Annotated in this window: 11 protein-coding genes; 7 read left to right on the plus strand and 4 right to left on the minus strand. The window is 34.0% G+C overall.

The features are described 5' to 3' along the window. Positions 1-13: 13 nt before the first annotated feature. Positions 14-787, minus strand: coding sequence for an alpha/beta hydrolase (locus ABFY81_RS04030; RefSeq protein ID WP_151762114.1), 774 nt, complete (start codon positions 785-787; stop codon positions 14-16). Positions 788-903: 116 nt separating this feature from the next. Between ABFY81_RS04030 and ABFY81_RS04035 the strand changes: the two genes are divergently transcribed. Then, positions 904-1,899, plus strand: a complete 996-nt coding sequence (locus ABFY81_RS04035; protein WP_347913104.1) for a helix-turn-helix domain-containing protein — start codon at positions 904-906, stop codon at positions 1,897-1,899. Between the two features lie 181 nt (positions 1,900-2,080). Here ABFY81_RS04035 and ABFY81_RS04040 read toward each other — a convergent pair whose 3' ends face one another. After that, positions 2,081-3,304, minus strand: a complete 1,224-nt coding sequence (locus tag ABFY81_RS04040; protein WP_347913105.1) for a hypothetical protein — start codon at positions 3,302-3,304, stop codon at positions 2,081-2,083. A gap of 456 nt (positions 3,305-3,760) precedes the next feature. On the opposite strand from ABFY81_RS04040, the gene ABFY81_RS04045 reads away from it, so the two are divergent. Beyond that, a complete protein-coding gene (locus tag ABFY81_RS04045; protein WP_025465118.1) occupies positions 3,761-4,198 on the plus strand; it encodes a DUF2147 domain-containing protein in 438 nt (145 codons plus the stop codon). A 95-nt stretch (positions 4,199-4,293) separates the two neighbouring features. Here ABFY81_RS04045 and ABFY81_RS04050 read toward each other — a convergent pair whose 3' ends face one another. Beyond that, positions 4,294-5,598: an MFS transporter gene (locus ABFY81_RS04050; RefSeq protein ID WP_347913106.1), complete on the minus strand. Its 1,305-nt coding sequence runs from the start codon at positions 5,596-5,598 to the stop codon at positions 4,294-4,296. Between the two features lie 263 nt (positions 5,599-5,861). Further along, entirely contained in the window at positions 5,862-6,416 is a 555-nt protein-coding gene (locus ABFY81_RS04055) for a TetR/AcrR family transcriptional regulator (protein WP_191105437.1), read from the minus strand. A gap of 1,107 nt (positions 6,417-7,523) precedes the next feature. Here ABFY81_RS04055 and ABFY81_RS04060 point away from each other — a divergent pair. From ABFY81_RS04060 to ABFY81_RS04080, 5 genes are read left to right on the plus strand one after another with little or no spacing between them, the layout of a single operon-like run. Then, the gene (locus tag ABFY81_RS04060) at positions 7,524-8,921 is read left to right on the plus strand and encodes a TolC family protein (RefSeq protein ID WP_347913107.1); all 1,398 of its coding nucleotides are present in this window, start codon (positions 7,524-7,526) and stop codon (positions 8,919-8,921) included. Continuing rightward, the gene (locus ABFY81_RS04065; RefSeq protein ID WP_347913108.1) at positions 8,911-10,605 is read left to right on the plus strand and encodes an efflux RND transporter periplasmic adaptor subunit; all 1,695 of its coding nucleotides are present in this window, start codon (positions 8,911-8,913) and stop codon (positions 10,603-10,605) included. The genes ABFY81_RS04060 and ABFY81_RS04065 overlap by 11 nt, the downstream gene beginning before the upstream one ends. Positions 10,606-10,609: 4 nt before the next feature. Continuing rightward, a complete protein-coding gene (locus ABFY81_RS04070; RefSeq protein ID WP_347913109.1) occupies positions 10,610-12,778 on the plus strand; it encodes a site-2 protease family protein in 2,169 nt (722 codons plus the stop codon). Further along, complete coding sequence (locus ABFY81_RS04075) at positions 12,771-14,771, plus strand: hypothetical protein (protein WP_347913110.1); 2,001 nt, start codon at positions 12,771-12,773, stop codon at positions 14,769-14,771. The genes ABFY81_RS04070 and ABFY81_RS04075 overlap by 8 nt, the downstream gene beginning before the upstream one ends. Continuing rightward, positions 14,772-15,578: an efflux RND transporter periplasmic adaptor subunit gene (locus tag ABFY81_RS04080; protein ID WP_347913111.1), complete on the plus strand. Its 807-nt coding sequence runs from the start codon at positions 14,772-14,774 to the stop codon at positions 15,576-15,578. It abuts the gene before it with no gap. The last annotated feature ends 24 nt before the right edge of the window (positions 15,579-15,602 follow it).

Here is a 15,602-nt window from a genome sequence, read left to right on the forward strand (position 1 = left end):
GCCTAAGGAATTACTATTTAAAGCTTTTAGCTGCTTTATCAATCAGTTTGGAAACTTGATCTGGATGAGAAATCAGAGATAAATGACTAGAGTTAACTCGCATTACACTTGAGTGAGTCTGTTTAGAAATCAATTCCTGTGTTCGCGAACTCAATGCATTATCGTGAGTTGTAATGAGATACCATGTAGGTTTTACACGCCATGCAGCTTCAGAAATTTTTTGAGTGAATGCTTTAGCAGAGATAGGCTGTTGAACAGATGCAAGTAATTTGGCTTGCTTTTCCGACATATCGTTGGCCATTACATGTTGAAACGTTTTAGCATCATCTAACCAAATCAAACCGTTTTTATCAGGCTCAAGCCCTTCCATTGGAGATTTTAAGCGCGTGAGTAAATCAGATGCCGACTCATTACTATCTGGTACTAACGCTGATAAATAAACAATGCCTTTCACATTTGATGCATTACCTGCTTCTGTTACAACCACGCCACCCCAAGAATGACCAACAAGAAGTACATCACCTTTTTGTCTTTCTAAAACTTTTTTTGTTGCATCAACATCTGCATCTAAAGAAGTTAATGGGTTTTGAACGGAAGTAACATGGTATCCAAGCGATTGCAATCGACTTGAAACTGCATTCCAACTCGATCCATCAGCAAAAGCACCATGTACTAAAACAATATTTTTAACTGCTGCATGAGCATTTTGAATTACAAATGGAGATAGAGTTAACGCAGATAGCGTTAAACGATAAATTAAACTTTTAACTTTATTATTTTTCATCATCATTCATTCCTATAACTATTCAACTTTTTAAAAGTATAGTAGGTTTGAATTTATGGGATAGATGTCTTATAAGACAACATTCATGTAAAATCAGCCAAATTATGTAAGTTGATCTTATGAAAATCTTAATTTATGTACCTCAGTTTTGTATTTATTCAGCCATAGCTGGAATTAATGATATTTTCTGGATTGCTAACAATATTATAAAAAGCAAAAACTTATTGAATTTAAAAAACTTAAGTGAGATTAATGAGTTTAAAGTTGAGCTCGTAAGTATTGATGGCAAGCCTGTCGTAAATGCACAAAATAAAATGATAGATGTAGATCTTTCGATAGAAGAAGCAATAAATAGTGATTTAATTATTGTGCCGGGAATGATGCTGAGCGATGAGCAAACTCCTATTATGCCTTCAGAATATAAAGCAGTATTAGAGTGGCTTCAAAACGAAAATATCAAAAAAACAATTATATGTGGCGTTTGTGCTGGAACCTTCGTACTTGGAGATGCAGGCTTATTAAATAGGAAGAACTATGCTACTACATGGTGGTTGTATCATACCTTTCAAAAAAGATTTCCCCATGGAAAGTTAAGTTGGGGCAAAACCTTTGAAAAAGATAAAAATATTATTACAGCTGGTGGTCCGCTCTCTTGGATTGAACTCGTACTTTATATTGTTAGTCAATTTGCAGGACCAGAAGTCGCTAAAGCAATCTCAGATTTAGCAGTTGCAGGAGCACAGCCCGTATCTCAGCAAATATATGTACCTGAAGGTTTTACGAGTTCAGTTGATCCTTTGCTCATGAAAATTGAAGAGTTTATTAAATATACTAATCCGAATATTTCACTTGAAGAACTAGCAGAAAAATTAAATATAAGCGAAAGAACGCTTTACAGAAAAGTTAAGAAATTAACGAATGAAAGTCCCAAAGATTTAATTACTCGATTTAAAATAGAAAAAGCATGTTATTTATTAGAAAACAATAGCTTATCTATTAAGACAATCGCACAAAATTGTGGCTACAGTGAAGATACTGCCTTTAGGAAAGCTTTTACAAAGATCTTAAATATGAATCCATTAGAATATAGAAAATATATTAAAAATAGAGTTTGAAAGAATTGAATAACTGAAAGGAATATCATTCTAAATTGTCTTATCTATTAATAAGGAAAAGGATATCTAAGCCAGCATTCCTACCTAACAATAAATACGACTCAAAGAAGTTCATTTATGGCACTTTATTGATCTATACAAGACTATGTCCATGTGCCACGAACCAACCTAACAAATAAAATTATTTTATTTTAAAAACAGAGATATAACTTAAGATTTGAAGAGCAAATATAAAGATAAAAAATGAAATCCAGTTATAATTATCAACTAAATAAGATGCAACTGGCACAGATACCAAAATTAAAAGCATAGACAAAGATGTCAAAATAGAAAATTTAAATGATGACCTAGCACCATTAACAGCTTGCATTAAATAATTTGAAAAAGAATAAGTAACAAAGCTAGATGAAACAATATTGAATGAGAACAAAACAAGTAAATAAACTTTATTAATTTCATTATAAAAACTTACATAGATAAAGAACAACAAGGTTAATGATTTCAATAACAAAGAAAAAAACATTATATATTTTGCAGGAAATTTACTACTCATACGCCCCCAAGCGTAACCACAAAACACTACAGCGAATAGTGGTAGAACAGTATTTACCACTCCAAAAAACTCAAGCGTTAGTTCAAACTTTTTGATAAAGAATATGATCACAAAAGATGACAAAGTTAAATCAAAGAGCTTATAAAACGTTGAATAAAAAAATAATTTACTTATATCAGAAAGAACAGAAAACGAATCTTTTAAATTGTATAGACTGGTTTTAACAATAAAAAATAAAGAGATTGGTGGTAAAAACATTAAAAAATAAAATAAATTTTCCCGACTAAATTTCCAAAAATCGCTTAATTTATTAACATTAAAAACTATAAAAAAAAGCAGAAAAATCAAAGATGAAAATATAAACAAGTGACTTAAACTTCCTTGGAAAATTTTATTAAAAATAAATAAAACTGCCCCACCTGCAAAAATAGAAGCGATTCTCCATCCAAAAATGTAATAAGACAACAAAGAGGTACGCTCTTCATCTGTAAAATTTTTAATTAAATTTGCATCAGTCAGGATATCAAAACATGCACCCAAGAAAGCCAAATTGAGTAACATTATAATAAAAACAATACTATATAAATCCGAAAATGCGATTAATATAAAGAAATTAAAGCTTATTAAGAGTATAAATATTGATATTAAAAATTTGATAGATGACTTATCAACTGAATCAGCGAAACCACTCCATAAAAATTTAAAAGAATAAGGCAATAAAGCAAATACCATAGTAGAGATAAAAGAAACTGGATAGCCCAAATGAGTGAAAGCAGCTTGAAGTGTAACTGTTAAAAAACAATATATATAACCAGACAAAAATCCAAAAAAAGTTAACCTTAAATTATTCATAAAATACAACCAGTTAATCACTAAAATCAACAAACAGAACTATTCAAAAAATAATTCTTTTCTAGCTTTTTAAATATATTTATATATACATTAAGCAACTTATATTATTTTTTAATTTTTTTTAAAATTTTATATTATATTTTTGTACTCCTTTAATATCATATAAAAATAACTAAGCGTTAGTTAAAACAATTACCTATTTTTACTTAGTCCGTAATCAATAGAAGTACGACCTCATTCGCACCATCCAACAGCATTCTCTAAAGAACCAAACAATTCTGTACATTCTCGCAATTGCATAAAAAAGGTGATCAAAATAATATAAAGCCCAATAAAATATAACTTTACATATTGTTTAGCTTATAGATTTAATACTAAGAAAACTGTGAAGTTAAATTTAAAATGAATAATTCTAGTGACTAAAACCATCCACCTTTAACTCGAGAAATCATGGATATGAAAAAATATTTATTATTACTTTTACTTAGCTTCTATTCGATACATTCATTTGCTTCGGACAAACTACATGGCAGTGTTTGGAAAACCATTGATGATGAAACAAATCAGCCTAGAGCACTGGTAAAATTTAGTGAAGATAAAAATGGGCTTCTTACTGCAAACATTGAAAAAATCCTTGTTCCAAGCGAAGCCAACAAATGTACGATGTGTGAAGGCACTTATAAAAACAAATCTTTAGTTGGTCTAACCATTGTCAAAAATTTAAAAAGCGTAGGTAAAAATAAATATGACAAAGGATCTATTCTCGACCCTCAGTCAGACAAAACTTATCGCTTTAGCGTAACTGTATCTCCAGACGGCGAAAAACTTACCGCGCGTGGCTATATTGGTATTTCTGCAATTGGCCGAAATCAAACGTGGTATCGAGTTAAATAACTCTTGAACTAGCTTGTGACCTACTCTCTTTAGCCACTCACCGATCATAATTACGGTCTATATGTGCACTATATAAATGATGTATGTAGACATTGTTATGATCGGTATTTAGCCTGAACACTCAGCATGATAATGACGAAGAGCGAAGGTATTGCAGCAATCACAAATAAATGGGTAATGACCAAAAATTGAGAGAGATACCCACCAAATAGCGGCCCAATAACCGACCCTAAACGAGCAATTCCAATACTCCAACCTACTCCTGTAGTACGAAGTGAAACTGGATAATAACTTGCAGACAGTGCATTAATAGCAGGCTGCCCACCAACAATTGCGAAGCCAGCTATAAAAATAATTATAAATAGTAAAACAATATGGCTAACAGCATAGCCAATTAAAGCAACACTTATCACGGCAACGATAAAAACAGGAATGAGTACTTTATAGAATCCTGTCTTATCAATTTTAAGTCCCATCACCACACTACCAATCGTCCCACCTAACTGTAAGGTCGAACCGATCATTAATGCCTGATTTAATGAAAGACCTGACTCTTTGGCTAAGGTGGGTAGCCAATTCGCCAGAAAATAGAGACTGATCATATTTAAAATACTGATGATCCAGATGGAATAGGTAAAAAATGCGCGCTGATTTTTAAACAATTCAAGCGGCGACTTTTTAATCTCGACTTCAGTGTTATTAATGATTTTTATTTCTGAATTGAATGTTAATGCAGGATAAAATTTCTTTAACCAAAATAAAATTTTAGGCGTATTTTTGTTATCTTCACTCAGAAAATATAAAGATTCTGGCATCTTAAAGTATGTAATAAAGAAAATAATTAAAGGGATAATACCGCCAAAATAAAAAATCGACTGCCAACCGCCCCAAGGAACGAGTAAGGCGGATATACCGCCCCCCAACATTGCCCCTACCGTATAGCCACAAGAAATGACCATCATGGTAAAAATACGAGATTTATAGGGCACAATTTCGGAGCTATAAGCCATCACATTTGGCATGATGCCGCCTAAAAAAATTCCTGTAACAAAGCGGATTACGGTCAATTGCTCAATATTGCCGACATGGGGTGTTAACAGCATCAATACCGAGAACATAAAGGTCGAAATGAGTAGTATCGGACGGCGACCAAAACGATCAGAAAGTGAACTTAATAAAAATGATCCGACAAACAAACCAAATAAGCTTGCACTAAACACCACCCCTAACATGGTTTTTTGAACACCCCAGTCTTCTATAATCATTGGGGCTGCGTAAGCCATAGACTGAATGTCATAGCCATCCATAATCATGAGTAATAAACAGGTGATCAGAATAAATTTTTGATAACGTCCAACTTTTTGCTGATTGATCAAATCACTTAATGCAACTTCTTTCATGGTATTCCCTTCTCCATGACATGCTTTAAATTAATCCATTTTAATTACGTTATTCGTAATTTATTTACTATTAGCGTAATTAAAAATAGCAATATTACTCCCATAAAGTCAAAAAAATATTTTTTTGCAATATAAACAATATATTAAGTGAAATTTTAATTTCCCCAATTCATCACGTCAGCTTATTGCAAGCGGCCTTTGGTCTGCTTATTTGGCAAAAATCAAGCAGACCATACATGCTATTACTTACATTATTTTAAAATTCAGACAGATATTTTAAAAAACTGCTCCATCACAGCATCTCTTTCTTCCAAACTATTCGAGCTTAAAACTTGTAGTAACAAACCATCTATCAGGTTTACCACCATGTTGGCATCGAATTTTGGCTCGCGAGTTTCTCCGCTAAAAATCAAATCAAAAATTTCATGCAGCAGCCACTTTCGATATTCAACTGCCATGCGATAAGCCTGTGGGTAAAGTAGTTTTATTTCAAAAATAGCTTTAAGTAAAAAGTTATACAGACTGTTTAAATTGGCATGGAAAACCACTATTTCTTTGAGTTTATCGATTGGTGTTCGGTAATGGTTTGAATAAATAATAGAGAGCACTTTTTCTTTGAGCAGGCTCTTTTGAAAGGCAATACACATTTCGATTAAGCGTTCTTTAGAGTGGAAATAGTTGTAAAGCGTACCTTTGGCAATTTGGGTTTCTTTAACAATCAGGTCCACACCTACATGATGAAACCCATGTATCGTAATGAGTTGTATGGTGGTTTGAACGACATGTAGTTTTTTGGAAGAGGTTTCTAAATTTCGCATAGTTTTACCGTTATAAAATTCTTGTTGTTTCTAAAAGAAAAAAACTGTGTCCTTTTGGGATAAAAAAGGCACAGCAAAGCCGTAAGACAGTGCTTGGCACATCTCAAGTTTGTTGTTGCTAAGTTTTAAGTAAAAATGACTTAAAGCCTGAAAACCTTACGGCGTTCAAGCTGCTTTAAATTTTTAAGCTGTGTCGTTATAGCTTTTGGCAAGGGCTGCCAAGAAATAATGGATGTGCAAAGCCAACTCCTTTTTTATTGGGAGTTCTGCCGACATGAATAGAAATTATGGTGGCAGAACGAAAGAGGGTTGACAGACTGGTGAAAGATATAACCAGCACACCCGAAGGTGTCCCCCTTCCGTCCTACCGCTACAAAAAGGGAGACGAGGAGTTTACACATAAGAGTATTCCTCAGACGGAATAACTCTGATGCGATCTTTCATTCAGCCTGTCAAAGCCGGCTGGCAATGTAGGCCAGCAGGCAAAGAATAGTGCCCAAGTTTATTGGCGTCAAGCACACAAAATGACATTTGTTTTAAATTAGATCATTAAAAAAGTAAGGCTAAACAATGAGTAGGTTATTGTTAAATTGGGTTTATAAAGCAGGTATTCTATCTCCATTACAACCTCTACTCTACAAATAGTACTTTGAAATAAAGTGCAAAACTCTTCTTGCTCATGCTGCCAATTTGCTTAAAAAGTTTTATAGGCAATATGATTTAAGGTTTTTGTTTAAAAAGTAGGTCTCACAATTTTTCTATCAATAGATTTCTAATTTTTTGTTAAATCTAGTTTGTTATCTTTTGATCTATTTCAGACTAAAAATTATGTGATTTCTATTATTTAAAAATCAAAATTTATTAACTTAAATTAAAAATCTTAAATTTAAAAATGTTAACCAATCAACATTTCCAAGATAAAAATAGGACTTATCCTTTCATTTAAAATTCAATTTTAATATAAGAACAATAACTCATTTTATTAAAACTTAAATAGATTTTTAATTACTCACTTTTCCTTTTTAATTTAATTATTTCAACACTAAGATAATCCAAAATAATTTTAATAAAACAATTTCCAATTCCTCTACCAAGTTTATTATTTTTATGAGAAAATTACAAAAACATACAATTTTTTACATGATGAACAAATTCACCACTTTATTTTTACAAAACACATTTGCTGGGGCACTCTCTCTTTTAGCAATAAATTCTGCTCAAGCAGATGATTTATATACATTATTTAATAAAGCAAAATTATATTCCCCACATTTACCATTGGCCTATACTCAAAGTGAAATTGCTAAACAAAAAACAAACCAAGCACTTGCCAGTAAAGATCCAAAAATCAATTTTACAGCTCAAGAGAAAAAGGGATTTAATAAACAACCAGCCCACGAAGAAACCGATTATCGTTCAAGAAATTATGCGGTTCAGTTTTCTATTCCCGTTTATAACAAATCTCAAGATGAAGCAATTAAAACAAATAAAATTGGAGAGAAAATTGCTTTAGAGCAACTACAAGCAAACTACAATGAACTCTTACAAAATATTGTGGAGCAGTATTTTAAAATTTTAAATCTCAACTCTAAACTTAATCTTATTCAACAACAGCAAATTTTAGTTCTTGAACAAAAGAAAATGGCAACTGCAAATTTTAATCAGGGAATGGTATCTATTACTGATTTAAGAGAAGCAGAAGCAAAGCTATCTACCCTGCAAAGTCAAGAAAATAGTATACGTTTTGAAATTGCGAAAGAAAAAAGTATATTAGCCGAGTTTATAGGAACGGATACCATCAGTTTTGCTGAAAATAAAACATCTTTAGAAAAACTCCCTCCTCTCTCATATACCGATCAGGCACACTACAATCAGTTACTACTAGAGAAGAATAATCAAATTAAATTGTCAGAACTCAATCTAGATGTAGCTAAAGGTGAGATTAAACAATCTGAAGCAGAAAGATATCCTGTTTTAAATTTTTCTGCGAAATTAACTAGAAATCTGGACTCACAAGATTCTGCGTTTACTAGTAAACAAAATGGCCTAGATTATTTATATGGCTTTGAATTAAATATTCCAATGTATAACACCGAAACGTCTTATAAAATTAAGGAGAAAAGAGCAAGTTTAGAAAAAAGTAGATATGAACTACAACTCTCAACTCAAAAACAAAAAGCACAGATGCTCGATGCCTTTTACAGCACTTTATCTGCAATTAATAAAGCAAACGGCATGAAAGATGCCGAAGATTCATCTCAAAAAGCATGGATTGCCAATAAGCGTGCCTATGAAGTAGGAATGCGAGTAAATGCTGAGGTCTTGGAAGCACAAGCAAAATATTTTGAAAACAAACAAGAACGTTTAAGTGCTTGGTATGAGGCTTGGCAAAACTATATCAAACTGAAAATTACGACAGGTATTTTAACTGAACAGCAAATCATTGATATAGACCATATTTTTTATTCAACCTCTTCCCAATTAAGTTCTCGTTATGACAGATAATAATTTACAAAATTTACCAGATGCTATTCAGCACTGGTTACTTAACCTTAAACGTCTGAATATTAATGTATTGGCTGTTTGTTATGAAAATTTAACAGATTTTGGTAGCCATGCTTTTGAAGACTCTCAAATTAATGAATTATGGAATGTAATCAAACAACAGTTAACACTAGATAAACCTGTTGCTATTCAAAAAAGTGAACAAGGTTATCTTATTGGTTATTTACTGATAAATTCTAGCTCATCCTCGTATCTTGGGTTATCCATCACACCACCTATTCATGAAACGACACTGGAACTTATACGAACCAGCATGGGGTGGTTATTTTACGAGCAACAAAGTCAAAAGCTTCAACATGCGATTCAAGCAGAACAACTTCTTGAAATTTTTGCACATGTCATTAATCAAACACAGTTCCAAATTGCGGCACAAGAATGGGTCAATCAAACCACGACCCAAATTCGTAAACAGTTTGCACAATATCAGGATATTCAATTAAATTACTTTTTAGTTAAAGATGCTCATAAAGTGAAATGGGTTGTCTCCTCTGAACTGTCATGGACAGAAAAAGGAGCAGCAGAAATGCAAAAACTCAATGAAATCGCATTACAAGCATTATTTTTACAACATGACCTCAAAGAATATCAGTGGTTCGCCTATCCTATTTTTCATCATGGAAAAATTCAGGCTATTTTAGTGGCGAAAGACCGTGATTTTGAACAATATGAAGTACATAATGCGTTAAGCTTATACTTAAAAAGCAATATCGATTTAATTCATCCGCTTTTACAACATTGGTATCAATCCGAACAAAGCCTTCTTCAACATAGCTTCAAGTCTGCAAAAAATATATTAAAAAAATACAGTACAGAAGGTCACTATGCTTGGAAAATTATTACAGGCCTTATTGTTGTATTTCTACTGTGTATTACTTTAATTCCGGTTGATAAGTTAGTTACTGCTAACCTAAATGTTGAAGGTAAAACTCGCTGGATTATTTCAGCACCAACTCAAGGTTTTATACAAACGGTATTTGTCCGCCCTGGAGATAAGGTTAAAAAAGATCAAGCGTTAATCCAACTCGATAATACTGATCTAAAAATACAAATTGCTGAACAACAAAGTTTACTTGATCAGGCACAACATCAGTTCCGTGTGGCTATGGCAGATCAGAACCTGACAGATAGTGGTTTAGCGGCCAATCAGATTAGGCAACAAGAGGCAAAAATCCAGACCATTCAAAGAAAGATTAATCAAACTAAAGTGACCGCGCCAATTACTGGAACCATTATTGACGGCGACTGGGCTCAACAAATTGGCACGCCTGTTGAAGATGGTAAAGAATTATTCCAGATCGCATCACAAGATGCCTATAAAGTCATTTTGCATGTTGCTGATAAAGACATTCACTTCATTCAAAAAAACCAGAACGGCGTTTTAAAGCTAACAAGCTTGCCAGATCAAACTTTTCCAATTCGTATCACCCGTATTACTCCGGTTGCTTCAGTTCAAAACAATATAAATGGCTTTAAAGTTGAGGCTGCATGGATAGGTTCTCCGCCTGCCCTAACCCCTGGTATGCAAGGTGTTGGGAAAATTACAGTGGGTAAAACCAATCTACTCTTTCGCTGGTCACGAGATTTCATTAACTGGATGAAATTAAAGATCTGGTCAAATTGGTAAAGTCATGCAAAGTTTGTTTTCAGAACACTGGCATCTTGTACGTCATTTAAAACCTCAATTGCGACAGAATGTTGAGGTTTTACCACGTATTTTACGAGGTCGTGCTTGGTTTTTATTATTTGAACCGATGTCACAACGCTTCGTCAGAGTTAACCCCGAAACATGGTATGTGATTACTCTTTTAGATGGCAAAACTAATGTTGAACAAATATGGGATAAAGCAGCTGAATATATTGAAAAACAAAATGTCAATCTCGACCAACACTACCGAGCAATTAGTCAAAATGAGTTAGTACAATTACTCACTCAGCTTTATAACAATGACTTATTACAAACTGAGGTGTCTTTTGACTCTGAAGAACTATTTAAGCGTTATAAAAAACAAAAATTTAATAAATTAAAGCAATCATTTTTAAACCCAATTAGTTTAAAAATACCTCTGCTTTATCCCGATGCTTTTTTTGGTCAATTAAGTAAATTAGCGCGTTCCATTTTTAGTGTGTGGGGATTTTTACTCTGGTTTTTAGTCGTAACTCCTGCACTTTTATTGCTGAGTGAGCACTGGCAAAGTTTAACGAGTAATTTATCGGACCGAGTGCTATCAACCAGTAACCTTTTTATTCTTTGGCTGACATATCCAATTGTTAAATTAATACATGAATTTGCTCATGGTTTAGCAATAAAAGCCTGGAATGGAAATGTCAGAGAAATGGGACTTATGTTCATTATGTTCATTCCCATTCCCTATGTCGATGCGACATCTTCTTATCATTTTGTTTCTAAATGGCAAAGGATTGTGGTATCGGCTGCAGGAATTCTCACTGAGCTTTTACTGGGCGCAATCGCAATTTATATCTGGCTATCGACTGAACAAGGCTTGATTCACGCATTTGCTTACAACGTCATTTTTATTGCTACTATTTCTACAGTATTAGTAAATGGTAACCCACTCATGCGCTATGACGGTTACTACATTTTGTCAGATTTGCTCGAGATTCCCAATTTGGCAGGTCGAGCGACTAAATATTGGATTTATTTATCAGACCATTATTTGTTTGGTGCAAAAACAGTACAGCCACCTTATGCAACTGAAAATGAAAGATTTTGGTTATTCATTTATGGTTTGCTGTCTCCTATTTACCGCATCACCATCATGTTCAGTTTAGTCTGGTTTATAGCACAAAAGTACTTTTTCTTTGGTGTGATACTGGCTGCTATCTCTGGTTTTATGACTATTGTTTTACCTCTATACAAAGGAATAAAACATATTTATCAAGGAGCGACCTTGTCAAAATATCGTGAACAAGCCATTCAACGTTTATGGATTATTATTGCGGCAATTGTTCTTATATTTTTTATTATCCCGTTTCCATATTACAGTACTCAGCAAGCCATTGTATGGATGTCAGAAGAATCAATTATTCGTGCGAATGAGTCAGGACATATCCAAGACATTAATTTTAAGAACAGCCAGATTCAACAAAACCAAATCCTTTTTCAACTTTCTAACCCCGATTTACTTGAAAAATATGAGTTACAAAAACTTCAAGTTGAAGAGTTAGATTACAAGCTAAGACAAGCTTCTCTGGATGATCTGGCTCAACGTCGCAAATTAGAATATCAAAAGCAAGGTGCCGTTCAGCAGCTTCAACAGTACCAATATAAAATTGAACAGCTTCAAGTCACGAGCACAGTTTCCGGAAAATGGTTTGCTAAAGATGCTACTGAGATCAAGCAAAGATACTATAAACGTGGTGACATTATTGGTTATGTTATTAATCAACCGGCACAAATTGTTCGTAGTGCGGTTTTACAGCAAGATTATGATTTAATTCAGAACCGCTTAAAAAATATTGAAATCCGCTTTAAAAATCATTTTGATGTGATTTATACAGGGAAAATCATTAGAAGTACCCCGCAAACACAAAAGAAACTTTTATCTTCAGCATTAGGTAGTCAAGCGGGTGGAAATATTACAGTTGATCCTAATGATCAGGAAGGCAAAACAGCTTTACAGAATTATTTTGATTTAGATATTCAACTGTCACAACCATTAGACTCTTCTGTTTTCGGTGATATTGCATATGTTCGTTATCATTTAGGCTACTCGCCTCTTGCATGGCAGTGGACTAGAAAATTGCGTCAATTATTTTTGGAGCAATTCTATGTCTAATCTACGTGCCATCAAAAATATGTCTCTGCACCCTTTTTATTTATCAAATGTGGCGCGAGTAGAACAAAAAGATATAGAGCTACATAAGCTTGAAATATTTTTTGCAAACTTATTAGGCTGGATTCCCGCAAAGAAAATTTCTAGAAGGCATATTCATAAATTTGCACAAGCAATAGCAGTTCATAAAGATGCTTTAAAAGAGCTGGACCAATCACAGCTTGTACAGAAATTTCAGCATACTGTTCAATTATTATCACGCGAGGCCAATCATAATCAGTCTATCGCTTTAATATTTGCATGTGTTGGAGAAGCGATTTCTCGTGTTTTTAATATCTACCCTCACCCTGTTCAATTTATGGGAGCATATATATTACTAACAGGCAGACTTGCTGAAATGCCTACAGGTGATGGGAAAACACTTGTCGCAAGTATGGCCGCAACTATTATGGCTGCAACTGGTAATTTCGTTCATGTTTTAACTACAAATGCTTATTTGGCTCAGCGTGATGAAGAAGAATTACGTCCCCTATTTGAGTTTTTCCAACTCAGCAGCGGTGCAATTCATAGTGAAATGGAAGTTCCGGAAAGGAAGAAAAATTATCAAAAGCAAATTTGCTATGTCAGTGCAAATGAAATCGTTTTTGATTACTTAAAAGACCACATTTCTGGAAAAGGTACTCAACCTAGACAAATTGAAAACTTACGTTCATTGGCAACTGGAAAAGTCGCTGATGATACGATGATTGTACCAGCTCTACACTTTTGTATTGTAGATGAAGCTGACAGCGTGTTTATTGATGAAGCCCAAACACCAATGGTGATTTCGCAAGAAACCGAAGGCCTTATTGAAGCGCCAGTTATTCATTGGGCAATTGCCCAAGCAAGAGCGCTTATTCGAGATGTCGATTTCACGATACTTGAGGCTGAGCACCATGTTGAAATAGAAAATATTTCTCCAGAAAAACAGGTTCCCTTACCTCAAGATGTCAGACCAATCTGGTATAACCATGCATGGAAAATGCTACTGGTTAAACAAGCACTTACTGCTTTATATCTTTATCATAAAGACCAGCACTATATTATTCAGGATAATAAAATTCAGATTGTGGATGAGTCTACAGGCCGAATTATGGCTGATCGCTCATGGGAACAAGGATTACATCAACTCATCGAAGCTAAAGAAAATATTGAGCTCACCAAAGGCCGAGACACTCTAGCCCGAATGACCTTTCAACGTTTCTTTAGAAGATATTTACTTTTATCAGGCTTAACAGGAACTGGGCTAGAAGTTGCACGGGAACTGTGGATGATCTACCGTTTAAAAGTATGTCAGATTCCTCCAAATATTCCGTCCAAACGCAAACAATTTAGACACCGATATTTTAAAAATAATGAACAGAAATATCAGGCAATTGCAAAACATGCTAAAGCAATTGCCGATACAAAACGCTCAGTTTTAGTTGGTACACGTAGTATTGAAGCCTCCGAAGCTATTTCGGAAGCACTTGCCCGACTTAGCATTGAACATATTGTCTTAAATGCCCGCCAAGATGCTCACGAAGCTTCAATTATTGCTGAAGCAGGACACAGTGGAAAAATTACAATAGCCACCAATATGGCTGGGCGTGGTACAGATATTAAATTGCGTCCTGAAACCAAACAAGCTGGTGGCCTACATGTCATTTTGACGGAGTTTCACGAATCAGCTCGAATTGACAGACAACTTTATGGTCGGGCTGGTCGCCAAGGTGATCAAGGATCATGTGTTGCCTATATTTCTGGTGAAGATCAGTTAATGCAACAAAATATCCCATGGCTTATAAAGTTTATAAACTTTATTCCCTTCATTTATTTGCAATATATTTTTTTAATTTTTGCGGTAAAACGTATGCAAGAAAAATGTCAAAAACGTGCTTACCGCAACCGTATATCCATGTTTAAACATGACAAAAAATTAAATTCTCAAATTGGCTTTGCAGGAAAAATTTATTAAATGAAATATTCGCTTATTCTTCCTATTACACTTCTTTTATCGGGTACGACTTATGCAGAAGCTATCAATTTCTCATGCATGATACAACCTGCAAAAATTGTTGAAGTACGAAGTCCAATTACGGGGGTCTTACAGAATATTCCTGTAAAAGCAGGAAGTCCGATTAAAAAAGGACAAGTTCTCGCTCAAATCGAATCGAGTGTCGAAAAATCTGCAACTCAGTCTGCTTACTATAAAACCCAGCTTAGAGGTTCGGCCAACATAGCAAGATCTAAAATTGAGCATGCTGAAAGTAAAGTACAACGTATGAAACAATTATTAGCAGAAAATTTTGTTTCCCGCCAAGCATATGAAGATGCTTATAGTGAGCTACAACAAGCTCGCTCAGAGCTACAATCAGCTCAAGAAAATATCAAGCAAGCAGAATATGAATACAAACAAAGCCAAGCTGATTTAAACCGTAGAAAAATTTATAGCCCTTTCAATGGTGTAGTTATACAACAGTACATCCATGCAGGTAGCTTAGTCAGCCCAACCGAAGGTAAAAATCCAATTTTAAAAATTGCTCAAACTGACCAATTTAAAATAAATGCAATTGTGCCTTTAAAGTACTTTAATCAGATTAAAAAAGGTCAAAAAGTAAAAATTGTGCCTGAAAGCCCGTTTGAGAAGTTTGCTACTACCATTCAACTTGACCACGTTGATCAAGTCATTGATGCAAGCTCAGGTACTTTTAGTACAGGGGCAACTATAAAAAGTAATAGCGTAAAATTTCCAAGTGGTATTCGCTGTAAGATGTATTTATAACTTTGTGCTAACTTTCTTTAAATG

Source organism: Acinetobacter sp. WA-87, assembly GCF_039938935.1.
In the GTDB taxonomy this organism is placed as follows: domain Bacteria; phylum Pseudomonadota; class Gammaproteobacteria; order Pseudomonadales; family Moraxellaceae; genus Acinetobacter; species Acinetobacter seifertii.

Coding starts and splice junctions, on each gene's coding strand:
- ABFY81_RS04035 (WP_347913104.1), top strand. CDS start 904: ATGAAAATCTTAATTTATGTACCTCAGTTTTGTATTTATTCAGCCATA.
- ABFY81_RS04045 (WP_025465118.1), top strand. CDS start 3,761: ATGAAAAAATATTTATTATTACTTTTACTTAGCTTCTATTCGATACAT.
- ABFY81_RS04080 (WP_347913111.1), top strand. CDS start 14,772: ATGAAATATTCGCTTATTCTTCCTATTACACTTCTTTTATCGGGTACG.
- ABFY81_RS04030 (WP_151762114.1), bottom strand. CDS start 787: ATGATGAAAAATAATAAAGTTAAAAGTTTAATTTATCGTTTAACGCTA.
- ABFY81_RS04075 (WP_347913110.1), top strand. CDS start 12,771: ATGTCTAATCTACGTGCCATCAAAAATATGTCTCTGCACCCTTTTTAT.
- ABFY81_RS04050 (WP_347913106.1), bottom strand. CDS start 5,598: ATGAAAGAAGTTGCATTAAGTGATTTGATCAATCAGCAAAAAGTTGGA.
- ABFY81_RS04060 (WP_347913107.1), top strand. CDS start 7,524: ATGAGAAAATTACAAAAACATACAATTTTTTACATGATGAACAAATTC.
- ABFY81_RS04040 (WP_347913105.1), bottom strand. CDS start 3,304: ATGAATAATTTAAGGTTAACTTTTTTTGGATTTTTGTCTGGTTATATA.
- ABFY81_RS04070 (WP_347913109.1), top strand. CDS start 10,610: ATGCAAAGTTTGTTTTCAGAACACTGGCATCTTGTACGTCATTTAAAA.
- ABFY81_RS04065 (WP_347913108.1), top strand. CDS start 8,911: ATGACAGATAATAATTTACAAAATTTACCAGATGCTATTCAGCACTGG.
- ABFY81_RS04055 (WP_191105437.1), bottom strand. CDS start 6,416: ATGCGAAATTTAGAAACCTCTTCCAAAAAACTACATGTCGTTCAAACC.